Origin of the sequence: Acinetobacter sp. C32I, assembly GCF_023702715.1 — a bacterium.
Lineage (GTDB): Bacteria > Pseudomonadota > Gammaproteobacteria > Pseudomonadales > Moraxellaceae > Acinetobacter.
Genome location: NZ_CP098480.1, coordinates 2955358 through 2976418 on the forward strand (window position 1 = coordinate 2955358; position 21061 = coordinate 2976418).

Below are 21061 nucleotides of genomic sequence, written 5' to 3' on the forward strand. Positions count from 1 at the left end.
TTTGAATCTGCACTCACGCGACATTCTATTGCGCGCTGTTGTTCTGAACCAACTGTTGCATCACCCGATAGCTGGCTTTGATCCGCTCTTCATTGGGAAAATTGGTATTGGCTAACATCACGATTCCAATTTTTTGCTGCGGAATAAAGGCCACATAGGCACCAAAACCATTGGTTGCTCCTGTCTTATTAAAGAAGGTCGCAGGCATGGCAAGCTTTGGTTGTTTAATTGGTGTGATTGCATGACTTTCTAACGCCATTTTGCTCGAGTTACCCTGTAACAGTGTTTCAAGTGCTACAGGATAGGCATACTGTTCCCAGCCCAGGCCTTGGGTCATTGCACCCACTTTAAAATAACCCACATGAGTATTTTCAATCGCTTGGCGAAGTGGTTGTTTGAACTGCTGTGGATTGATTTGCGCATCGAGGAATTTCAGCATATCCGCACTGCTACTTTTCAGCCCATAAGCTTCTGCATCAAACATACCCGGTGAAACACGCATGGCTTGATCGGCTTTGTACCCCCATGCATATTGCGACATGTGCTGCTCAGGTACTCGAATAAAACTTTGTGTCATTCCCAATTGTGGCAGCAAGGTTGTTTCAATCAGTTCACTATACGGTTTTTCCATTGCCAAGGCAGTGACATAGCCCATCAAACCAATACTTGGGTTGGAATATTGACGGGCAGCGCCGACTTTGGTTTTTGCTTGCCAAGTCTGAAAATACTTGATCATATCCTGCTGCTGAACCACTTCATCGGGGAACTGCAACGGAAAACCACCTGCGTTATAGGTCCCCAGATTCAAGATCGTGGCACGATTGACCGCAGTATTTTTCAGTTCAGGGAAATATTTGGCAGGATGATCCGACAAAGACAGTTGTCCTTGTGCCTGTGCGTAGCCTGCTAAAGTCGCATTAAAGGTCTTACTAACCGAGCCAAGTTCAAATAAAGTACTGTTGCTGACCGCTTGCTGGTTTTGCTTTGAAGCAAGCCCATAATTCACGAAATAATGTTGACCATTCAAGGTCACAGCAACGGCCATACCTGGAATTTTATATTGTGCCAATAAAGGCTTAAATTGCTGATCAACAATGGTTTGAACTTGTTGCTCGGTCAAATTTCCAGCCCAAAGCGCTGAACTGCAGGACAACAGTCCTGTAAGTACAAATAGTTTTTTTAAAGTCATAGAAAAGGCTTTCGGTTGATTCATTATCTGTATCACTTGGAGTTAAAATTTAATTGGTATGCAGTTTAAGTAGCTTGGCTTTCGGTCCATCTTCGATCACCCAGATTGAACCATCTTGGGCTTGATGTAGGCCACGAATTCGTTGTTTCATCTCAAGTCGTTGAACTTCTTGAACTGGTTTAGCAGCTAAATCCACCACCACAATTGCTTGAGAGGATAAACCACCAATCAATGCTTTGTGTTGCCACAGGGGAAACTGCTGAGCTGAATAAATGATTAAGCTAGACGGTGAGATCACAGGTGTCCAATCGATTTCAGGGGCTTTAAATTCTGGACGGGTATCATGATCAGGAATCGGCAACCCTGAATAATGGTCGCCATTCGAAACCGTTGGATAGCCATAGTTTTCCCCTTTCACAATACGGTTTAATTCATCACCACCTTTAGGGCCCATTTCAACCACCCACAATTGTCCTTGCTGGTCGAAAGCCATGCCCAATGGATTACGATGACCCAGTGACCAAATCTCTGCAGTGACACCGCCTTTTTGCTGAAACGGGTTGCCCTCAGCAGGCGTACCATCAGCATTTAAACGTAAAATCTTGCCTAAATTACTGTTTAAATCTTGGGCGGGATCAAACTTCTGGCGCTCCCCCGAACTGACCCAAAGTTTGCCATCGGGACCAAACTGCATACGATGACCATAATGACCTTGCCCTGACACTTTCGGCACTTGTTGCCAAATGGTTTTTAAATCCGTGAGCTTGGGGTGTTTAGGATCAGATAAATCCAGTTTTGCATGTGCAATCTCGGCCCCATAACCACCCTGACCTTTGCTGGCATAGCTTAAATATAATTCATGATTTTGCTGAAAATCAGGATGCAAAATCACATCACCTAAGCCTCCTTGCCCACCATAACTGACGGTTGGAACACCAACGACATTGGTACTGCTCTTGGTTTGGGGATCAAATAATTTTAATTGCCCTTTACGCTCAATAATCAGTAAACGCTGATCGGACAAACTCGCAATCGCCCATGGCTCATCAAATTCAGCGACGCTCTCAATCTGATACTTTTGTGCAATGCGCTGGCTTGACGCCTGTTGTGCTGTATTCTGTTCTGGCGTTTTAGAATTGCTTTCGTTGGCACCACACGCAGCCAGCAATAAAATGCCGCTATAGAGCCAAGGTGTCATCCACAGTTTATTCATGGCTTATCTCCCTCTTTTATCCTTTATCTTAGGGAACATCAGCAATAAAAAAACTGCAAAAGTGTTGTTTTTATGATCATCATGTCTTATTGATTTGCTAGCCGCGATTAACGTATCCAACGCACAATATAATCTTCAATTTGTTCTTCATCGATTTCAGCTTCTGAAATACAACGCCCTGCAGCGGACTTCTTAGCCTTGATCACACTTTGCCGTGAACCAGTATTCAGGTAATGCCATGAAGGTAAATTCTTACCTTCACTTAATCGACGGTACGCACAGCTGGATGGTAACCAAGAAATGGTGCTGAGTCGTTCAGGCGTCAGCTGGATACAATCTGGCACTTGCTGCTGACGATTGGGATAATCTGAACAACGCGCAGTTTTACAGTCCAGTAATTTGCATGCCACTTTGGTATAGGCCACTTCTGCTGTTTCTTCATCCTCAAGTTTAACCAGACAGCATAAACCACAACCATCACACAATGCTTCCCACTCCGCATTGCTGAGCTGATCCAGCGGATAGTGTTTCCAAAAGTTGGGGCGCAGTTCGACGGACATACCAGAGCGTTCAGTTTTAAACAGAGCTTTCTATTATAGCATTCATCTTTGCTTTGCTGACTTTACTCTTTTAATTGGTTTAACACTTCTTTAAGTATTAAACATTTAAACCACATAAACACCACATTTTGTGCAAAAAACACGCGCTATAGTGAAAAAAGAATGAAAAAATAGGAGGACACAACATGTTCCGTTGGGCCATTATTTTTGCCGTCATTGCACTCATTGCCAGTTTATTAGGTTTTGGTGGTGTTGCAGGTTTATCCAAAGACTTTGCCGTTATTTTACTTGTAGTTGCCGCTATTTTAGCAATCGTTGGTTTCCTATCCAGAGGCAAAGTTTAGTTCTGTATTCATCTCGCTCATACTCAAAAAGAAGAATCCCTGATTCTTCTTTTTTTATGGCTAAAAATCATGATAGACACCGCATTTCTGATTTTGTCCTATCACTCATTTTACTTTTTTATGCTTTAATCAAGGCAGTCTAAAAATACAGATCAGGATTAAATCATGAGCTTCTCGATTAACACACGTGAAATTGAATATACCGCGCCTGATGGTCAACGTTTAATTGGTTATTTTGCAGCGCCAGCAATTGATACACCTGTTGCAGGTGTGATTGTTGCACCTGAATGGTGGGGCCGTAATGAATATACCGAGCAACGCGCGCGCGAGCTGGCGGCACATGGTTTTGCTGCGCTCGCGATTGATATGTATGGTGATAAAAAAGTGACCACAGCCGTGCCTCAAGCATCGGAATGGATGAACCAAACCTTTGAACAGCCAGATACCATTGTTGACCGTGCTCGAGCAGGCTTAAATGCTTTAGCGGCTCAAGTAGAAGTGAATGCTGACAAATTGGCAGCGGTTGGTTTCTGCTATGGCGGTAAAGTGGTGCTAGATTTGGCGCGTTCAGGTGCAGATATCAAAGCCGTTGCCACGTTCCATGCGATATTAAGTCCGAAAGCTCCTGCTGAGAAAGGCAAAGTCAAAGCCGAGATTTTAGTCCTACATGGCGAACTGGACAGCATGGTCACTTTGGACAATGTCGCCAGCTTCCGTCAGGAAATGCATGACGCTGCCGTGGATCATGAGGTGATTATTTTTGAAGATGCCAAACATGGTTTTAGTAATCCGCTCGCAGACGAGCGTGCTAAAGCCAATAATGTTGACTTAGGCTATAACGTCGAAGCAGAGCGTCAAAGTCTTGAGGCGATGTATGAGCTGTTAGATAAACATTTAAAGTGATTTGAAAAGACGATCTCTCAAAACCCCATCAACACGGAATTGAGCGACGATATCGTTTGTTTAAATCCTAGAAAATTTCTACTCGTGCAAGGTGACATGAATGTCGCCTTTGCAAAAGCCAATCTTGATCAGCATTTAATCACGAATTTGTTTGTATACATCAACTCCTCTGCCTATTTCCGCTATACTACGGCTCTGCTTTTTACTGTTCTGATTCATGCCTGATTTCTCATTTTCTGATGCACTCCTGACATGGTTCGACCAACACGGTCGCCACGACCTACCATGGCAAGTAGCCGATGATCCCTACAAAGTGTGGGTCTCAGAGATCATGTTGCAACAGACTCAAGTCAAAACTGTACTGCAATATTTCGACCGTTTTATTAAACGCTTCCCGAGTGTTGAAACCCTGGGAAAAGCCAGTTGGGATGATGTCGCACCTTATTGGGCAGGTCTTGGCTACTACGCCCGTGCACGCAATCTGCATAAAGCAGCAGGTATTGTCAGTCAACAAGGGAAATTTCCAGAAACACTCGAACAATGGATTGAGCTGCCAGGCATTGGTCGCTCCACCGCTGGTGCGCTCATGTCGCTCGGCTTACGTCAATATGGCGTAATTATGGACGGCAACGTGAAACGTGTATTGGCTCGTTTCCTCGCCATTGAAGATGATCTATCCAAACCTCAACATGAACGAACACTCTGGCAAATTGCGGAAGCTCTTTGCCCAGAAGAGCGCAATCATGATTACACCCAAGCAATCATGGATTTAGGCGCAACAGTCTGTACCCCGAAAAAGCCACTGTGTTTATACTGTCCAATGCAGCAACACTGTCAGGCCTATCAACAAGGACTAGAACAGGAACTACCGTTTAAAAAGGCCAAGAAGCCCATCCCCGTCAGAACCGCGAATGTGCTCCTGATTCAGTCAGGTGATGAATGGCTGTGGCAACAACGTGAAGCACATGGGCTTTGGGGGGGACTGTATTGCCTCCCGATCATCGAGCAAGCAACCGAATTACAACAGATTGAACAGCACTTTAAACTACAAGCTCAAGTATCATCTTTGCAGATTAGCCATAGCTTTACTCACTTTACTTGGTTGCTGCATGAAAAGTTGTTCCACGTGGAACACGATCAAAAAGAACAACTCAGCATCGAATTAAATGGCATATGGTTCAGTCCAGAAACTGCGATTGCCAAAGGCATTCCAACAGCCATGAAAAAATTGATCACAGCCAAACAAAAGGCTTAACCCCTTCAATGCTGTAGTTCAAAACGCAAGGAGTTTGTGTGCGTCATTCGATTTCCTATACGGTTCTAGGTGTGCTGATGGTTTTACTATCAGCATGTGCCACCACCCCAAAGAAGCCTACCCCCTTACCCAATGCTCAGGTGAACAAGCTCAAGAGCATGCGTTTAGACAGCCGCCTGCCTGTGCCTGTCAAAGGTGTGAGTCGAAATGAATTACGGGATACTTGGGGCGCGGCACGGAGTCAGGGCCGCAGTCATGAGGGAATCGATATCATGGCAGAGCGCGGTACGAAAGTGTATAGTGCGACCGAAGGCTTAGTTGCTGATTTACGTAATAATAATTTAGGTGGCAAGGTAATCTGGATCATGGGTCCAGCAGGCTCTTGGCACTATTATGCGCATCTGGATGGACATAAACGTGGTCTCAATGTTGGCGACTATGTCCGTAAAGGTGATCTGATCGGTTACGTGGGCAATACCGGTAACGCCCGCTATACCGCTCCGCATTTACACTATGGAATTTATTTAAATGGCAAAGGGCGTGGTGCAGTCAACCCATACCCATATTTACGTTAGGAACACACAATGTCAGAAGCATTGATTGAACGTCTGGTTGAATTTGCAGAGTCTGGAAATCAGCAAAAAATCATCCTGAATGGCACCAGCTATCAGGGTTGGATTATGGAAATTACTGAAGAAGCCTTGCTGATCAGTACCGGCTTTGCCGATAAATCAGGTAAAGACTTTTGGCTTAAATTTGCTGATTTAACCGATGCAGAATTGTATTATTGGGATACTCGCCCAAATGAATGGGTGGTATTCCAACTTTAAATGATACTGTTCAAATAACAACAAGGAGCATCAAATATGTCAACTCAACGCTGTGGCTGGTGCTCCGATGATCCCCTCTATATTGCCTACCATGATCAGGAATGGGGCAAGCCGCAACATGATGAAACCCATTTGTTTGAGATGCTCTGTCTGGAAGGACAACAAGCGGGGCTTTCTTGGATTACGGTACTGAAAAAACGTGAACACTACCGCTCACATTTCTTTCAACATTCCATTGCAGACGTCGCAGCACTCAGCGATGATCAACTCGAACTCAAACTCAGTGATGCAGGTTTAATCCGTCATATCGGCAAACTCAAAGCTATTCGCGACAATGCCATTGCTTGGCTCAAACTGAAAGATGAAGTCGAAGATGTCCCTGCTTGGTTATGGAGTTTCGTCGATCATCAAACTGAAAATAATGATGTGGCGAATTACCGCGAAGCACCTGCACAAACTGAACTTAGCCAAAAACTGTCCAAAACTTTAAAAAAACGTGGCTTTAAATTCGTGGGCCCGACCACCTGTTATGCCTTTATGCAGGCGGTTGGTATGGTCAATGATCATGAAAATCATTGCCAATTTAAATAACAAATCATCATCGATTTTCCTTGAATGGGAGTTCCAATGAGCAATAATCAAATTCGTGCTTATGCTGCAATGCAAGCAGGTGAGCAAGTGGTGCCGTACCAATTTGATGCGGGAGAATTACAAGCCCATCAGGTTGAAGTCAAAGTTGAATATTGTGGCTTATGCCATTCTGATCTGTCGGTAATTAATAATGAATGGCAATCATCGGTTTACCCTGCGGTGGCTGGACATGAAATCATTGGGACCATCATTGCACTAGGATCAGAAGCCAAAGGGTTGAAGCTCGGTCAACGAGTAGGAATAGGTTGGACCGCTGAGACCTGCCAAGCCTGTGATCCCTGTATCGGTGGCAATCAGGTGCTCTGTACTGGCGAAAGAACTGCCACCATCGTTGGGCATGCTGGTGGTTTTGCCGACAAAGTTCGTGCAGGTTGGCAATGGGTCATTCCCCTACCAGACGATTTAGACCCTGAAAGTGCTGGCCCACTACTGTGTGGTGGTATTACCGTCTTTGATCCTTTGCTCAAGCACAAGATTCAAGCCACGCATCATGTCGGTGTGATTGGAATCGGTGGTCTCGGTCATATGGCGATTAAATTACTGAAAGCATGGGGCTGTGAAATCACTGCCTTTAGTTCTAATCCAGATAAAACGGAAGAGCTGAAAGCCATGGGCGCCGACCACGTGGTCAATAGCCGTGATGCTCAAGCGATCAAGGCACAACGAGGTAAGTTTGATTTATTGCTCAGTACTGTCAATGTGACGTTGAACTGGCAAGCCTATCTAAATACCCTTGCACCGAATGGTAGCCTGCATTTCTTGGGGATTACTTTAGAACCCATTCCTGTTGCCGTCGGGGCAATCATGAGTGGCGCCAAATCGGTGACTGCGTCGCCTACAGGTTCACCTTTGGCGCTACGCCAACTGCTGCAATTTGCCGCACGTAAAAACATTGCGCCACAGATTGAGCTATTTTCGATGTCGCAACTGAATGAAGCGATTGAACGTCTGCATTCAGGCCAAGCGCGTTATCGTATTGTGCTCAAAGCCGATTTCGATTAATTCAGGCTTGTTCTGACCCAATCCGCCAACTGTTGAATCGCTTGGCGGATTTCTGCTGTTAAGGCATGGCCCGCATTTAAGCGGATAAAATGCTGATAACGACGGTCTTCACCAAACACTTCACCCGGCACAATGTTTATCCCCTGTGCTTGCGCCAAATAATACAGTTCCAAACCCGTGATACTTTCTGGAAGCTGCATCCATAAAGCATAGCCACCTTGTGACTGGCTCAGCGCAATCGGAATGCCATGAAAACGCTCTAAAATGTACGCTCGGTACTGCTCTACTTGCTGCATTAACTTGGGTCTGAGTCGGTCTAAATGCTCCCGATAACCACGACTATAAATAAAGTCGGCTAAACCTAACTGTAACGGCGTATTCACCCCCACGTTATTGGCCAGCAACTGTGGACGTAAGTGTTGCAACTGTCTCCCTAAACAGAACCACCCGACCCGATAGGCGGTTGATAATGATTTAGAGACCGAACCACACCAGATCACATAACCGTCCTGATCCCAATAACGAATCGGCATAGGTCGTTCCTTTTGGAAACTGCATTCGCCATAAATATCATCTTCCAAGATAAAGCATTGATATTTTTGTGCCAGTAGCGCGATCTGCTGTTTCTGTTCATTGCTAAGACAATAACCCAAAGGGTTCTGGAAATTGGCGGTGAGCAAACACAGTTTGGCATTGCCCTGCTGCATGAAAAATTCTAAACGTTCTAGATCAACACCACGATGATCCGCTGGGATTTCGATAATGTTGCGCTTGAGGCTGGCCAGCATTTGCAACTGACCATTAAAGGTCGGGGTTGGAATTAAAATACTATCGCCTTCTTTGCTAATCTGTTGGATTAACAGGGATAAAGCTGGCATACAGCCATTGCTAATAAAAATATCCTCTGTCGCAACATAAATTCCATCTTCACGCCAATGGTCTGACAACGCTTGGCGTAAATGCTGATGCCCCTGCTTATTACAATATAAAAAATCTTCGGGCTGACAATGCTTGAGCGCGCGTTGTAAAGAGCGACGCAACCCATCCACAGGAATCAAATGCGGAGACAATTGAATCGCCCCCAAAGGGGTTAAATTGTGTTGAATTGAGGCGGTCTGAATCTGGTTTTGCAAGTCTAAATTTGAAACTTGCCTCGCCTTAGATTCAAAACTGGGACTGTCAGGTACGGCACTTTGATATTGTCTCGAATTGACAAAATAGCCCGATTTGGCTTTTACATAAATCAACCCTTTGGCTTCTAGTAGTTCGTAACACTGTTGCGCTGTACTCAGGCTAATACTTTGCTGACGTGCAAATTCCCTTAAAGAACTTAACTTCTGTTGTGGCTGTAACTCATGCTGGTAAATTTTATGCGCCAGCTGTTCTGCTAAACGTTGATATTGGAAGGTCATCTCTGTACTGCTTTTTTATAAATTTCTGTATCTGTATTGGTTTATACAACACCGTTAAGCTATAAAAATCAACAGCCAAAGGATAAGACCATGAAAAGTAATATCTTATTTATATTAAGCGCCGTTTTATTTACAGGCTGCAATCTCACTGATCAAGCCACCCATCAACAACAGCAAGTGTGTAAATCACTTTCTCAGGGCTATCTGCAAATTCAAAACCAACCGACCTATGAATTATGGAAAATGGAAAAAAGTGACGCCCCCGAGCAGACTCGCATTATCAAACTGACCTATAAGAAACCCAATGAAAATGGTTTGATACTCTCAAGCAACTTTCTGCCAACAGTCGAACTTGAATGCAAGCTACAGCAGCAACATATTGTTGTGTCAGTGATACAAAAAACAGGGCCATCAATTCCGGTGCTGAATGTACAACTGCAAAATGATGCTATTGGCAAACCGAGAAGCCCTGGCTTAGTTGCTCAGTCAAAAACTCAATAAATAAACGGACACGTTTCGGCAAGTGCTCTTGTTGATAATAAACAGCATGGATGCTTTGATAAGAATGTTCGATTTGATCTTCAAACAGCGCCTCAAGACGACCTTCTCGAATGTCCTGCCAAATTTCAAATTCAGATAACCGAGCAATACCCTGCCCACGTAAACACAGTTGTCGGACCGTTTCACCACTTGACGCTCTCACTTTGGGTTGTGCTTGAAAATACTCTCCCTCAATTTTAATCGGCCAAGTGTTGATGTAGGTTGGACGGGTAAAACCAATCACATCATGTTCAGGCAATGCTTGAGGCTGTAAAGGCGTGCCCTTGCGTTTTAGATATTCAGGACTGGCAACAATATAGATACGACTTTTACACACCAATTTGGCGTGTAAGCTGGAATCATGTAATTCACCAAAACGAAACGCCACATCGGTTTTATGTTCCAGTAAATCAATCACCAAATCATTACTATTCAACTCGATTTCAATATTGGGATAACACTGCCGAAACTGATGTACCAATGGCGTAATCACATGCAAAATAAAAGGTGTGGCTGAGTCAATCCGAATCACTCCCGAAGTATCCTGATCTGATTTTTGTAAAGCTTCTTCGGCGGCATTCAAATCACTCAGGATTTTACGGGCCTGTTGTAAAAACTGCTGGCCTTCTTGAGTGAGCTTTAATTTTCGCGTGGTCCGTTCTAATAAGGTCACTTCGAGCTTGGATTCTAAACGGCTGAGCGAGCGACTCAGCCCAGATGCCGTCTGTCCCAGTCGTTCAGCAGCGGCAATAAATGAACCTGTATCGACGATGGTCATAAAAGCAAGCAGTTCTTCTACCGTAGATTTCATTGCCACCCTCTCAATTATTGATATTTAGTCAACTGTATTTTGCAAATTCATCTATTTTTTAGCAACAATAATCATTGCAAAATTGCACCCATCAACAGAAAACGCTCAATCGAGCAACACAAGATTAGGTAAAAAATATGCGTATTCCACAATTTGGCTTAGGTACTTTCCGTCTTAAAGATCAAGCAGTCATTGACTCAGTTAAAACCGCCCTTGATGTGGGTTATCGTGCCATCGATACGGCACAGGTTTATGAGAATGAAGCGGCAGTTGGCCAAGCCATTGCTGAAAGCGGCGTTGCGCGCCAAGATTTATTCCTCACCACAAAAATCTGGGTCGATAACTTTGCTGAAGATAAATTCATTCCCAGCTTAAAAGACAGTCTGCAAAAACTACGTACCGATGCCGTTGATCTCACTTTAATTCACTGGCCTGCTCCAGCACTGGGTGTCTCCATCCCAAGCGTGATGCAATTGTTATTAGAGGCAAAACAACAGGGTTTGACGAAACAAATCGGGATTTCAAACTTTAATATCGCCTTGACCCAGCAAGCGATTGACAGCATTGGTGTCGAACACATTGCCACCAACCAGATTGAACTCAGCCCATATTTACAGAACCGTAATTTGGTGAACTATTTACGTGAACAAAATATTGATGTGACTTCATACATGACCTTGGCTTATGGCAAAGTACTGCAGGACCCAACCTTAGTTGAGATCGCTGCACAGCATCAAGCAACCACCGCACAAGTCGCTTTGGCTTGGGCCTTACAAAATGGTTTTGCTGTGATTCCATCATCAACCAAACGTGAAAACCTGATCAGCAACTTAAAAGCACAAGACCTAACTTTAAGTGCAGAGGAAATGCAGTTGATCGCTCAACTTGAACGTAATGGTCGAGAAGTGAGTCCTGAACCATTTGCGCCTGAATGGGACAAATAATATGAGCAGCCGCATCAACCTTCCTTTGCTGGCACTGGCGATTGGTGCATTTGCAATTGGAACAACAGAGTTCTCTCCAATGGGGCTGTTGCCCAATATTGCCAATGACCTTGGGGTATCGATTCCAAGTGCAGGCATGTTGATTACAGGTTATGCACTGGGTGTAATGCTCGGTGCACCGATCATGACCCTGTGGTTTGGTGGCTTTGCCCGTCGTAATGCCCTGATTCTACTCATGGCAATCTTCACCATCGGTAATCTGATCGCAGCCTTTGCACCCAATTACATGAGCTTAATGGGTGCTCGATTAATTACCAGCTTAAACCACGGTGCCTTCTTCGGGATTGGCTCGGTGGTGGCGGCCAGTGTTGTTCCAGCAAATAAACAGGCCAGTGCGGTGGCCACCATGTTTATGGGCCTCACCATCGCCAATATTGGTGGTGTACCACTGGCAACATGGGTGGGGCAAAACATTGGTTGGAGAATGTCTTTCCTCGCGATTTCAGCCCTCGGTGTCATCACCATGCTGTCACTTTGGAAGGCCCTTCCGGTCGGCTCTGTTGGACAAAAGCCAAATGTAAAAATGGAGTTAAGTGTTCTTACTCGTCTCCCCGTGGTATTGGCATTGCTCACAACCGTATTTGGTGCCTCAGCGATGTTTACCTTGTACACCTATATCGCACCAAGTCTGGTTGAGTTTACCCATGCCTCACCGACCTTTATCACTATGATGCTGGTCTTGATCGGAATTGGTTTTTCAATCGGGAACCATTTCGGTGGGAAGTTTGCAGACTTATCAATTGATAAAACCTTGATTGGCTTCTTGGTACTACTGATCGCGTTGATGGTCATCTTCCCAATCCTTGCTCAAAGCCAATTGGGTGCAGCAATCGGTTTGGTGATCTGGGGCGCAGCAGCCTTTGCCATTGTTCCGCCATTACAAATGCGCGTGATGTCGGTTGCACATGAAGCCTCAGGTCTTGCTTCTTCAGTGAATATTGGTGCCTTTAACTTAGGCAATGCCATTGGAGCTGCAGCAGGCGGTGCAGTCTTAAGCCTCGGCTTAAACTATGCGGCAGTCTCTATGATCGGAGCAGTATTAGCAGGTATCGGCTTAATTCTCGTATTCATTCAAATGAAACTTGTATCAAAAGCAAATCCACAGCTAAAACAGTGCCCTCAAGCTTAAGCACAAATAAAAAAGCCTGATTTCAATCAGGCTTTTTTATTATTTCAGTACATCAGGCAATTTCGGCTGTGCATATAAAGGATTATTCACTTCCTTTTTCATTTTCATCAGCATTTGATAAGGTTGTTGCTGCACAAACATATTCACAAAGCTCAATGGAATTGAACCGGCTGGATCAGCATAGCCACTGGTGGTCACTTTGACTTTATTATTGGCTAATTTCTGAAAGGTCCATTCCCCTGCGTATTTGCTTAAACGCACCACATCAGGCTGCTCAGGGTAGTTATTTTGAATGGCATTATTTTTAATATTAATGCTGCCATCGGCATTCTTAGTCATTTTGCCTTTAATCACCACATCACGGTCTTTTAAAGGGAAAGGAAAATCCAGTACCATATATAGGGTAAATTCACCTTTTTTATCATCCCGAGACAGCATTTGTGCCTTGCCCACATACGGCACCCATTGCGGTGTACGTTCTACATCCAGTACCACTGCCACAGCGCGCTCTAAGGGTACGTCAAATGTGGTTTCAGCTTTATATTGGATAATCGGATTGTTTTCTGTTTGGTACGTCCAAACCTTAATATTATTCCGATGCAAACTGAGTTTGGCTGTATCTGTTGCTGCAGTCACCGCAAAGCTGCTGAGACTGAGCAGTGTAGCAAGAACAATATGTTTTTTATTCATGTCATGCTCAATTGTTGTAATCAGGGCGAGAGCTTGTTTCACTCCTTTCGGAAAGAAAGCTCAACAAGCTCTTTTATAGTACAAAAAAGGAACGTTTTAAACATCAATCTCGTTAAAGCCTAAAACATCTTTCATATCATATTTACGTGCTTCACGGCCAACCACCCACGCTGCTGCACGGACTGCACCTGAAGCAAAGTTCATACGGTTGGTGGCTTTGTGCGTGACTTCAACACGCTCACCCTCACCAATAAACATCACTGTATGTTCACCGACAATATCGCCACCACGAATGGTTTCAAAACCAATGGTTTGACGATCACGAGGGCCGGTATAACCTTCACGGCCATACACCGCCACTTCTTTTAAATTACGGCCTAAAGTATCGGCAATCGCCTCGCCCATCATAAATGCCGTACCAGAAGGCGCATCGACTTTATGGCGATGGTGCGCTTCAATGATTTCGATATCCACCGTATCGCCAAACACTTTCGCTGCGAGTTCCAGTAATTTAATCGACACATTGACGCCCACTGAATAATTAGCAGCATAGACGACTGGGGTCTGGGTTGCCGTCTCATCCAAAAATGCCTTTTGTTCATCCGACATTCCTGTGGTGCCAATTACCATGGCCACACCTGCTTCACGGCATAGCTTCAAATGCTGTTCCGTTGCAACCGGTGCCGTGAAATCAATCACCACATCACAGTCTTTTAAGACTTCACTCAAACTTCCCACGATCTTGACACCGATGTTGCCAATGCCTGCAAGTTCCCCTGCATCTGCACCCACCAAGCTGCTTTCAGGACGCTCAACAGCGGCTGCCAGTTGGTAGCCTGCTTGTTGTACCGCTTGAATCAGAATACGCCCCATGCGTCCGCCTGCACCCAAGATTCCAATGCGTGGAGAAGATGACATAATTTTTCCCAGTCTTTTATTTAAACAATTCAGCTACTATAGCAAAACTCTGTGTTTGTAAAAAAGTTAAAATAAGGCATTTAAGAAAATTGAAATTTAAGGCACACGATGTCAGTCAAACCTTATAACGCATTTGAAATAGATAAACTGGTTAAATATTATCGAAATATTCCCAATTTCCCCAAGACTTATCAGGAACTCTATTTAGACGATGCTGCAATGATGGCAAGTCTATACATAGACCCGATCTCCAACTTAGAAGATTTGTTTCGTCATATTTTCGTTTTTTCAAAATATAAAAAATCAGTCGATATCAAACAGGCACAAACAATTGGCGGAGTTGATCAATTCGACATACAAGAAATAGCTTATTTTATCAGCGACATTTTAGTCCATGAAAAATACCATACTGGACTCTTCGGCTCTATGATTATCAATGGTGTGATTGAAAATATGATCTGTCGTTTAGAAACGCTCTTACAAGATGAAAAGGTACTACATCCCCCACAAAAATCTTGGTGGAAATTTTGGCGTTAATCTATTGCCTTATCCAATAAAAAAACCTGCCGCAGCAGGTTTTTTTATTGATGTCTAATTAGTCAAATAGACGATCAAAGAACGATTTTTTCTTTGGCGATGCAGCATGGCCATCACCATCAAATGAAGCTTGTAATTCTTTCAATAATTCACGTTGGCGACTGTTTAAATTCACAGGGGTTTCGACCACGATACGGCACAATAGATCGCCAACCATGCTGCTACGTACAGGACGAACGCCTTTGCCGCGTAAGCGGAATAATTTACCCGTTTGCGTTCCTTCTGGAATTTTTAAGCTGACACGGCCATCAAGGGTCGGAATTTCAATTTCCTTCCCTAAAGCTGCATCTGCAATGCTGACAGGCACATCCATATACAGATCTGCACCATCACGTTGGAAGACTTCGTGTTCACGAACCACCACTTCAACGTATAAGTCACCCGCTTGACCATCACGAATCGCTTCACCTTTACCAGTTAAGCGTACGCGGTCACCATTGTCCACGCCTGCAGGAATGGTGACTTCAAGGGTTTGCTGACGATCTGCAACACCTGAACCATGGCAGCTGCTACATGGATTCTTGATGATTTTACCTTGACCACGACAGGTACTACAGGTTTGCTGAACTGAGAAGAAACCTTGTTGCATACGCACTTGACCCGCACCATGACAGGTACGACAGGTTTCAACATCGTTCGGATTTTTAGATCCTTTGCCATCACAGGTTTCACATGGCGCTGGCGCAGTAAAGGTAATGGTTTTTTTCACACCTTTGACCGCTTCTTCAAGCGTCAGTTCCATCACATAACGGAGGTCTGAACCACGGCGTTGACGTTGTTGCTGACGGCCACCGCCACCAAATGCACCACCAAAAATATCGCCAAACTGACTGAAAATGTCTTCTGCGCTAAAACCACCGAAACCACCACCTGCGCCACCGAAGCCACCTTCAAAGGCACTGTGCCCAGCGCGGTCATACATGCTGCGCTTTTCTTCATCAGAAAGCACTTCATAAGCTTCTGCCGCTTCTTTGAACTTTTCTTCTGCTTCAGCGTTGTCCGGGTTACGGTCTGGATGATACTTCATCGCCAACTTACGATAGGCTTTTTTGATCTCATCATCACTTGCGGTTTTCGAAACGCCTAAAACCTCATAATAATCACGTTTAGCCATGGTTGGCGATGCTCCTCACGGAATTTATTTAAATCTAAAAAAACAAATAGGCTCTGCTGACTTCGGTAATAAAAAAGTCAACAGAGCCTTAATAGGGGCTGTACGATAAATTTACAAGGGTTATTGCAATAAAAAAGCCATAAATTTAAAAAACGGCTTTATTCTTAAAGTACTTGGCAATCCCTTTTAACCATGCATTTAATAAGAACAACCATGCAATTGAACTAAACACCACCCCAGCAACCGTCATCGCGGTGACCCAGAGTGCGCTGTTCCAAGCAAAAAAGAACAGGGGAATAAACCATAGCGCTGCGAAGAAAGCCATCAATAAAAATAACAGCACATTACGCATAATCCAGAGTGCATGCGCATGTATCCATACTTCGGCATTATCCACAATCGCAACTTTTTTTGCTAATAGGTATGCAAACACCGCAAACACTATTGTAAATAATGCAAGAAACATGAACACATAAGAAATCGCCACGTAGCGGCGATGCTGCTCAATATTGTCTTGCCCCATGCTTTATATCACCTCATTCACAGCATCGTGCAAAATTTGTCATGCTATGAAATTCAATTATTTTTTGGTCTTAAAATATAGGTGCTACTATATTGAAATTTTCAATGTTTCGCACCTTTATTCACAAAATAATTACGATAGTTGTGTTGTTTTTTTAACCTTAAACCATGCCGCATAAAGCGCAGGCAGGAAAAATAGGGTTAATAAGGTGGCAACAATCAAGCCACCCATAATCGCAACCGCCATCGGACCAAAGAAAATACTGCGTGATAAAGGGATCATGGCCAGTACTGCCGCCAGTGCTGTTAACACGATCGGACGGAAACGGCGCATGGTTGCACCTATCACGGCCTCCCACGGTTCATGCCCCGCCTGAATGTCCTGTTCAATCTGGTCAATCAAAATCAGCGAGTTACGCATGATCATCCCTGACAGGGCAATGGTGCCCAACATGGCGACGAAACCAAAGGGTTTATTGAACAGCAACAGGAATGCCACCACACCAATCAAACCTAAGGGTGCAGTGAGCAAGACAATGGTTGCCCGCGACATACTGCGCAATTGAATCATCAATAAAGTCATCACCACAGCCAAGAATAATGGCATACCTGCATTGACTGAATTCTGCCCTTTCGCTGACTCCTCAACCGTCCCCCCAACTTCAAGCAAATAACCACTTGGCAAGTCTGCACGAAGCGTCTGCATTTGATCTGCTAACTGCTGAACCACGGTTGCAGGTTGTAAATGCGTGCGAATATCGGCACGAACGGTAATGGTTGGCAAACGATTACGATGCCAAATCAGACCTTCTTCAAAGCGGGATTCAATATTGGCAATTTGCGCCAACGGAACTGTTGTGCCTTTACTGGTTGGCACCGCCAAACTCGCTAAAGATGCGACTTCAACACGTTCCGATTTATCACCACGCAAACGGATTTCAATCAACTCCCGTTTTTCGCGATATTGATTCATCACCGCCCCCGTTACCGAAGCATTGAGGAAGTTGGCTAAATCGACACTGGACACACCCATTTGACGCGCACGGTCTTGGTCAATTTCGATCGCAATGATTTTGCTCGGCTCACCCCAATCCAAATGGACATTGGTGGTATTTGGGTCTTCACTCAGGACTTTGGCCACTTTCTGAGCCCATTGACGTACAGTGCCGAGGTCTTCACCCGAGATACGATACTGCAATGGATAACCCACCGGTGGACCATTTTCCAATAACGACACCCTTGTCCGCACTTGCGGCAATAATTGCTTGATCTGCTTATCCAGAGAACGGCGGATTTCATCCCGATCATCTAGGGAGGAAGCCAACACCACAAACTGGGCAAAGCTGGCCTGAGGTAATTGCTGATCGAGTGGTAAATAAAAACGTGGTGAGCCTGTACCGACATAGGCCACATAGTTATCAATGCCCTTTTGCGTAGACAGGAACTGCTCTACTTTATGCACCGCTTGTTCAGTTGCGGTCAGAGATGCACCCTCTTCCAGCTTTAAGTCCACCAAAATTTCTGCACGATTCGATGGCGGGAAGAATTGTTGCGGCACCAGTTTAAACATCGCCACCGACAACACAAAGATGCCTACGGTTACTGCAATCACGGTTTTGCGATAGGTAATACAGACTTCTACCACATGACGGAAAGATTGATAAAACTTGGATTGATAGGGGTCATGATGCTGAGCATGCGCTTCCACCACAGGCGCAGGTTGCTTGCGCAATCTTGCCCAAAGACGGACATACCATGCCGCTTGTTGCTGCTGTTTGGTGAAATCGGGCAAGAGTTTTTCACCCAAATACGGCACAAACAACACCGCTGCGATCCATGACACGATCAGCGCAATGGTCACTACTTGGAAAATAGAACGGGTGTATTCACCTGTCCCTGATTGAGCGGTGGCAATCGGCAAAAATCCGGCGGCGGTAATGAGAGTCCCTGTCAACATCGGGAAAGCCGTAGTTTGCCACGCAAAGCCTGCGGCTTTTAATCGACTATAGCCCTGCTCCATTTTAATCGCCATCATTTCCACGGCGATAATGGCATCATCGACCAGCAACCCTAAGGCCAGAATCAATGCCCCCAAGGAAATCTTATGCAGCCCTACATCAAACAGATTCATGCCTGCAAAAGTCATCGCCAATACCAGTGGAATAGACAGCGCCACCACCAAACCAGTACGGAAACCCAGCGAGAAGAAGCTGACCAATAACACAATGATCACGGCTTCGGCCAAGACTTTTAAGAACTCTTGAATACTGCGTTGTACCGCAACCGGCTGATCCGAAACTTTTTGCAGTTTCATGCCCAAGGGTAAGGTTTTTTGTAGACGATTAAATTCGGTTTCCAGATTTTTACCCAGCGCAATGATGTCACCACCTTTGCGCATCGAGACCGCAATCCCGATCCCGTTCTCCCCCATAAAGCGCATACGGGGTTGCGCCGGTTCACTAAAGCCACGATAAACATCTGCAACATCGCCCAGTTGAATGGTTTTATCACCGACCAGCAATGGCATCTTTTTCAGGTCTTCGACACTATGCAAATGCCCACTGACACGGATTTGAATACGGTCCGTACCGGTTTCAAAGAACCCCGCACCGGCCATGTCATTTTGCTTTTGAATCGCTTCCTGAATGGCTGTAACTGGTACACCCAGTTGTACCGCTTTGGTATTTGATAATTCAATCCAGATTTTCTGATCTTGCAGACCCACCAGATTGACCTTGTTGACATCTTTGACCCGTTGCAACTGCAGTTGCAAACGATCGGCATATTCTTTCATCACCGCATAGTCAAAGTCTTTGCCTGTCAGCACATAGATATTGCCAAAGGTGTCCCCAAACTCATCATTGAAAAAAGGCCCTTGTACGCCACTCGGCAACTGCGAGCGGATATCATTGACCTTCTTGCGCACGTTGTACCAAACGTCAGGAATAGCACTTGACGGCAAACTGTCTTTCGCGACAAAGGTCACCAAAGACTCACCCGGCCGTGAATAGGCCATGATGCGGTCATACTGCCCCGTGGTCATCAATTCTTTTTCAATTCGATCCGTCACCAGTGTTGAGACTTCTTTGGCGGTTGCGCCAGGCCAATAGGTCTGTACCACCATCACTTTAAAGGTAAATGGCGGATCTTCACTTTGCGACAATTTGGAATAGGACATGATGCCCACGATGCCGAGCAACAGCATAAAATAAAGGATAATGCCCTTATTTTTGAGTGCCCATTCGGAAAGGTTAAATTTCATGTTTAACCTCCCGTTTTGACGGTGACATCGCGATTATCACGGTCAACTGGATGAATTTTTTGCTGGTCACGCAATAAGTGCACCCCGCCAACCACCACCCAATCCGTTGCTTTTAAACCAGATACAACTGGCACACTATCACGTCCATAACTGCCCAGAGTCACAGGGACTTTACGAATGCTTTGATTGGCATTCACCACCCAAACATAGGCTTGTTGCTCATTGGCGGTGACACTGGATAAAGGCACGCTCAAAACATTATTGTCTTGTGCCACAAAGAACACCCGTGCACTTTGCCCTAACTGGATACTGGACTGGCCTTCGAGCAAAGAGACCTTAACCGTGAAAGTACGTGATTGATCTGCTGCTGGAGAGACTTCACGGACTTTGGCAGCAAAACGTGCATCAGGTTGCGACCATAAAGTGACCCATGCCGGTTGTCCGACCTTAATGGTACTGACCGCCTGTTCAGGTACCCCGAACACCACTTCGCGCTCACCATCAATCGCCAATTGATAAGCGGCTTGTCCTGCGGCCAGCACTTGCCCAATCTCAATCTGACGTTGGGTAATCACCCCATTTTTATTGGAGATCAGCTGGTTATAACCCGTTTGATTAGAAGACACTTCATAATTAGAACGTGCTTGTTGCAGGCTTGCTTGAGCAGATTCATATTGATTCTTGACCGCATCAAATTGTGAACGGCTTACTGCATTCACAGGGAGTAATTGCTGATAACGCTGATATTCTTGAGCCGCAATTTTTGCCGCAGCCTCTGCACTCTGTAGCTGGGCCTTGGCTGCATTCATTTGCAATTGCGCATCTTTGACATCCAGTTTTGCCAGCACTTGTCCCACTTTAACCCGATCACCGACATCAACATAACGTTCAGTAATCTGTCCCCCGACCCGGAAGGCCAAAGCAGTTTGCTGTCGCGCTTGCACATCCCCTGCATAGCTTTTTTGATCGACATGATTGCGACTGGGCTGAGTTACCATGACATAGGGAATTTCCTCTGTCTTCGGCACCTCTTTTTGACAGGCGCTGAGGAGTACACTACTGACAATGAGTAACCCCAATATGATACGATTGATCTGATTCATCTCTTTGCGCTC

Annotated in this window: 22 protein-coding genes; 11 read left to right on the top strand and 11 right to left on the bottom strand. The window is 45.0% G+C overall.

Features of this window, described 5'->3' with window-relative positions:
• Positions 1-25: 25 nt before the first annotated feature.
• The 3 genes from ampC to NDN13_RS14110 form a co-directional block, all read right to left on the bottom strand.
• Complete coding sequence (ampC, locus tag NDN13_RS14100; protein WP_251115902.1) at positions 26-1213, bottom strand: class C beta-lactamase; 1188 nt, start codon at positions 1211-1213, stop codon at positions 26-28.
• A 25-nt stretch (positions 1214-1238) separates the two neighbouring features.
• Positions 1239-2402 (bottom strand): PQQ-dependent sugar dehydrogenase, encoded by a 1164-nt coding sequence (locus tag NDN13_RS14105; protein ID WP_251115903.1) that lies wholly within the window; start codon positions 2400-2402, stop codon positions 1239-1241.
• A 107-nt stretch (positions 2403-2509) separates the two neighbouring features.
• A complete protein-coding gene (locus NDN13_RS14110) occupies positions 2510-2962 on the bottom strand; it encodes a YcgN family cysteine cluster protein (protein ID WP_251115904.1) in 453 nt (150 codons plus the stop codon).
• Positions 2963-3147: 185 nt separating this feature from the next.
• Here NDN13_RS14110 and NDN13_RS14115 point away from each other — a divergent pair, with 185 nt between their 5' ends.
• From NDN13_RS14115 to ahr, 7 genes are all read left to right on the top strand, one after another.
• The gene (locus NDN13_RS14115; protein WP_016162498.1) at positions 3148-3306 is read left to right on the top strand and encodes a DUF1328 domain-containing protein; all 159 of its coding nucleotides are present in this window, start codon (positions 3148-3150) and stop codon (positions 3304-3306) included.
• A 165-nt stretch (positions 3307-3471) separates the two neighbouring features.
• A complete protein-coding gene (locus NDN13_RS14120; RefSeq protein ID WP_251115905.1) occupies positions 3472-4209 on the top strand; it encodes a dienelactone hydrolase family protein in 738 nt (245 codons plus the stop codon).
• A 217-nt stretch (positions 4210-4426) separates the two neighbouring features.
• Positions 4427-5464: an A/G-specific adenine glycosylase gene (gene mutY / locus NDN13_RS14125; RefSeq protein WP_251115906.1), complete on the top strand. Its 1038-nt coding sequence runs from the start codon at positions 4427-4429 to the stop codon at positions 5462-5464.
• Between the two features lie 77 nt (positions 5465-5541).
• The gene (locus NDN13_RS14130; RefSeq protein WP_436899310.1) at positions 5542-6039 is read left to right on the top strand and encodes a M23 family metallopeptidase; all 498 of its coding nucleotides are present in this window, start codon (positions 5542-5544) and stop codon (positions 6037-6039) included.
• A 9-nt stretch (positions 6040-6048) separates the two neighbouring features.
• Positions 6049-6294 carry a hypothetical protein gene (locus NDN13_RS14135; protein ID WP_251115908.1) on the top strand — a complete coding sequence of 82 codons (246 nt, stop codon included), beginning with the start codon at positions 6049-6051 and terminating at the stop codon, positions 6292-6294.
• A 36-nt stretch (positions 6295-6330) separates the two neighbouring features.
• Positions 6331-6885 (top strand): DNA-3-methyladenine glycosylase I, encoded by a 555-nt coding sequence (locus tag NDN13_RS14140; RefSeq protein ID WP_251115909.1) that lies wholly within the window; start codon positions 6331-6333, stop codon positions 6883-6885.
• Positions 6886-6921: 36 nt separating this feature from the next.
• On the top strand, positions 6922-7947 hold the full coding sequence (gene ahr / locus NDN13_RS14145) for an NADPH-dependent aldehyde reductase Ahr (protein WP_251115910.1): 1026 nt from the start codon (positions 6922-6924) through the stop codon (positions 7945-7947).
• On the opposite strand, the gene NDN13_RS14150 is transcribed toward ahr, so the two are convergent.
• Positions 7944-9359 (bottom strand): aminotransferase-like domain-containing protein, encoded by a 1416-nt coding sequence (locus tag NDN13_RS14150; protein WP_251115911.1) that lies wholly within the window; start codon positions 9357-9359, stop codon positions 7944-7946. The genes ahr and NDN13_RS14150 overlap by 4 nt on opposite strands.
• 90 nt (positions 9360-9449) lie before the next feature.
• On the opposite strand from NDN13_RS14150, the gene NDN13_RS14155 reads away from it, so the two are divergent.
• Positions 9450-9860, top strand: coding sequence for a hypothetical protein (locus tag NDN13_RS14155; protein WP_251115912.1), 411 nt, complete (start codon positions 9450-9452; stop codon positions 9858-9860).
• On the opposite strand, the gene NDN13_RS14160 is transcribed toward NDN13_RS14155, so the two are convergent.
• Positions 9808-10710, bottom strand: a complete 903-nt coding sequence (locus NDN13_RS14160) for a LysR family transcriptional regulator (RefSeq protein ID WP_251115913.1) — start codon at positions 10708-10710, stop codon at positions 9808-9810. The two genes, NDN13_RS14155 and NDN13_RS14160, sit on opposite strands and share 53 nt — an antisense overlap.
• 137 nt (positions 10711-10847) lie before the next feature.
• Between NDN13_RS14160 and dkgB the strand changes: the two genes are divergently transcribed.
• Complete coding sequence (gene dkgB / locus NDN13_RS14165; RefSeq protein WP_251115914.1) at positions 10848-11654, top strand: 2,5-didehydrogluconate reductase DkgB; 807 nt, start codon at positions 10848-10850, stop codon at positions 11652-11654.
• 1 nt (position 11655) lies between these two features.
• Positions 11656-12843 (top strand): MFS transporter, encoded by a 1188-nt coding sequence (locus tag NDN13_RS14170; protein ID WP_251115915.1) that lies wholly within the window; start codon positions 11656-11658, stop codon positions 12841-12843.
• A 39-nt stretch (positions 12844-12882) separates the two neighbouring features.
• Here NDN13_RS14170 and NDN13_RS14175 read toward each other — a convergent pair whose 3' ends face one another.
• Positions 12883-13533: an START domain-containing protein gene (locus NDN13_RS14175; protein ID WP_251115916.1), complete on the bottom strand. Its 651-nt coding sequence runs from the start codon at positions 13531-13533 to the stop codon at positions 12883-12885.
• Between the two features lie 96 nt (positions 13534-13629).
• Entirely contained in the window at positions 13630-14451 is an 822-nt protein-coding gene (gene dapB / locus NDN13_RS14180; RefSeq protein ID WP_005201708.1) for a 4-hydroxy-tetrahydrodipicolinate reductase, read from the bottom strand.
• A 108-nt stretch (positions 14452-14559) separates the two neighbouring features.
• On the opposite strand from dapB, the gene NDN13_RS14185 reads away from it, so the two are divergent.
• Positions 14560-14988 carry a hypothetical protein gene (locus NDN13_RS14185; RefSeq protein WP_251115917.1) on the top strand — a complete coding sequence of 143 codons (429 nt, stop codon included), beginning with the start codon at positions 14560-14562 and terminating at the stop codon, positions 14986-14988.
• A gap of 58 nt (positions 14989-15046) precedes the next feature.
• Here NDN13_RS14185 and dnaJ read toward each other — a convergent pair whose 3' ends face one another.
• The 4 genes from dnaJ to NDN13_RS14205 all read right to left on the bottom strand — a co-directional run bounded on the left by dnaJ (position 15047) and on the right by NDN13_RS14205 (position 21049).
• Positions 15047-16162 carry a molecular chaperone DnaJ gene (gene dnaJ, locus NDN13_RS14190; RefSeq protein WP_004656932.1) on the bottom strand — a complete coding sequence of 372 codons (1116 nt, stop codon included), beginning with the start codon at positions 16160-16162 and terminating at the stop codon, positions 15047-15049.
• A gap of 145 nt (positions 16163-16307) precedes the next feature.
• Positions 16308-16685 carry a hypothetical protein gene (locus NDN13_RS14195; protein WP_251115918.1) on the bottom strand — a complete coding sequence of 126 codons (378 nt, stop codon included), beginning with the start codon at positions 16683-16685 and terminating at the stop codon, positions 16308-16310.
• Between the two features lie 132 nt (positions 16686-16817).
• Complete coding sequence (locus NDN13_RS14200; protein ID WP_251115919.1) at positions 16818-19946, bottom strand: efflux RND transporter permease subunit; 3129 nt, start codon at positions 19944-19946, stop codon at positions 16818-16820.
• A gap of 2 nt (positions 19947-19948) precedes the next feature.
• Positions 19949-21049, bottom strand: a complete 1101-nt coding sequence (locus tag NDN13_RS14205; RefSeq protein ID WP_251115920.1) for an efflux RND transporter periplasmic adaptor subunit — start codon at positions 21047-21049, stop codon at positions 19949-19951.
• Positions 21050-21061: the final 12 nt, after the last annotated feature.

What these genes read in the sequence shown, in the direction of transcription:
- NDN13_RS14110 (WP_251115904.1), bottom strand. Translation starts at nt 2,962, where the DNA reads ATGTCCGTCGAACTGCGCCCCAACTTTTGGAAACACTATCCGCTGGAT.
- NDN13_RS14185 (WP_251115917.1), top strand. Translation starts at nt 14,560, where the DNA reads ATGTCAGTCAAACCTTATAACGCATTTGAAATAGATAAACTGGTTAAA.
- NDN13_RS14130 (WP_436899310.1), top strand. Translation starts at nt 5,542, where the DNA reads ATGGTTTTACTATCAGCATGTGCCACCACCCCAAAGAAGCCTACCCCC.
- NDN13_RS14115 (WP_016162498.1), top strand. Translation starts at nt 3,148, where the DNA reads ATGTTCCGTTGGGCCATTATTTTTGCCGTCATTGCACTCATTGCCAGT.
- NDN13_RS14195 (WP_251115918.1), bottom strand. Translation starts at nt 16,685, where the DNA reads ATGGGGCAAGACAATATTGAGCAGCATCGCCGCTACGTGGCGATTTCT.
- dnaJ (WP_004656932.1), bottom strand. Translation starts at nt 16,162, where the DNA reads ATGGCTAAACGTGATTATTATGAGGTTTTAGGCGTTTCGAAAACCGCA.
- NDN13_RS14105 (WP_251115903.1), bottom strand. Translation starts at nt 2,402, where the DNA reads ATGAATAAACTGTGGATGACACCTTGGCTCTATAGCGGCATTTTATTG.
- NDN13_RS14160 (WP_251115913.1), bottom strand. Translation starts at nt 10,710, where the DNA reads ATGAAATCTACGGTAGAAGAACTGCTTGCTTTTATGACCATCGTCGAT.
- NDN13_RS14205 (WP_251115920.1), bottom strand. Translation starts at nt 21,049, where the DNA reads ATGAATCAGATCAATCGTATCATATTGGGGTTACTCATTGTCAGTAGT.
- NDN13_RS14200 (WP_251115919.1), bottom strand. Translation starts at nt 19,946, where the DNA reads ATGAAATTTAACCTTTCCGAATGGGCACTCAAAAATAAGGGCATTATC.
- ahr (WP_251115910.1), top strand. Translation starts at nt 6,922, where the DNA reads ATGAGCAATAATCAAATTCGTGCTTATGCTGCAATGCAAGCAGGTGAG.
- NDN13_RS14150 (WP_251115911.1), bottom strand. Translation starts at nt 9,359, where the DNA reads ATGACCTTCCAATATCAACGTTTAGCAGAACAGCTGGCGCATAAAATT.
- NDN13_RS14120 (WP_251115905.1), top strand. Translation starts at nt 3,472, where the DNA reads ATGAGCTTCTCGATTAACACACGTGAAATTGAATATACCGCGCCTGAT.
- ampC (WP_251115902.1), bottom strand. Translation starts at nt 1,213, where the DNA reads ATGAATCAACCGAAAGCCTTTTCTATGACTTTAAAAAAACTATTTGTA.
- NDN13_RS14170 (WP_251115915.1), top strand. Translation starts at nt 11,656, where the DNA reads ATGAGCAGCCGCATCAACCTTCCTTTGCTGGCACTGGCGATTGGTGCA.
- NDN13_RS14155 (WP_251115912.1), top strand. Translation starts at nt 9,450, where the DNA reads ATGAAAAGTAATATCTTATTTATATTAAGCGCCGTTTTATTTACAGGC.
- NDN13_RS14175 (WP_251115916.1), bottom strand. Translation starts at nt 13,533, where the DNA reads ATGAATAAAAAACATATTGTTCTTGCTACACTGCTCAGTCTCAGCAGC.
- dapB (WP_005201708.1), bottom strand. Translation starts at nt 14,451, where the DNA reads ATGTCATCTTCTCCACGCATTGGAATCTTGGGTGCAGGCGGACGCATG.
- mutY (WP_251115906.1), top strand. Translation starts at nt 4,427, where the DNA reads ATGCCTGATTTCTCATTTTCTGATGCACTCCTGACATGGTTCGACCAA.
- NDN13_RS14140 (WP_251115909.1), top strand. Translation starts at nt 6,331, where the DNA reads ATGTCAACTCAACGCTGTGGCTGGTGCTCCGATGATCCCCTCTATATT.
- NDN13_RS14135 (WP_251115908.1), top strand. Translation starts at nt 6,049, where the DNA reads ATGTCAGAAGCATTGATTGAACGTCTGGTTGAATTTGCAGAGTCTGGA.
- dkgB (WP_251115914.1), top strand. Translation starts at nt 10,848, where the DNA reads ATGCGTATTCCACAATTTGGCTTAGGTACTTTCCGTCTTAAAGATCAA.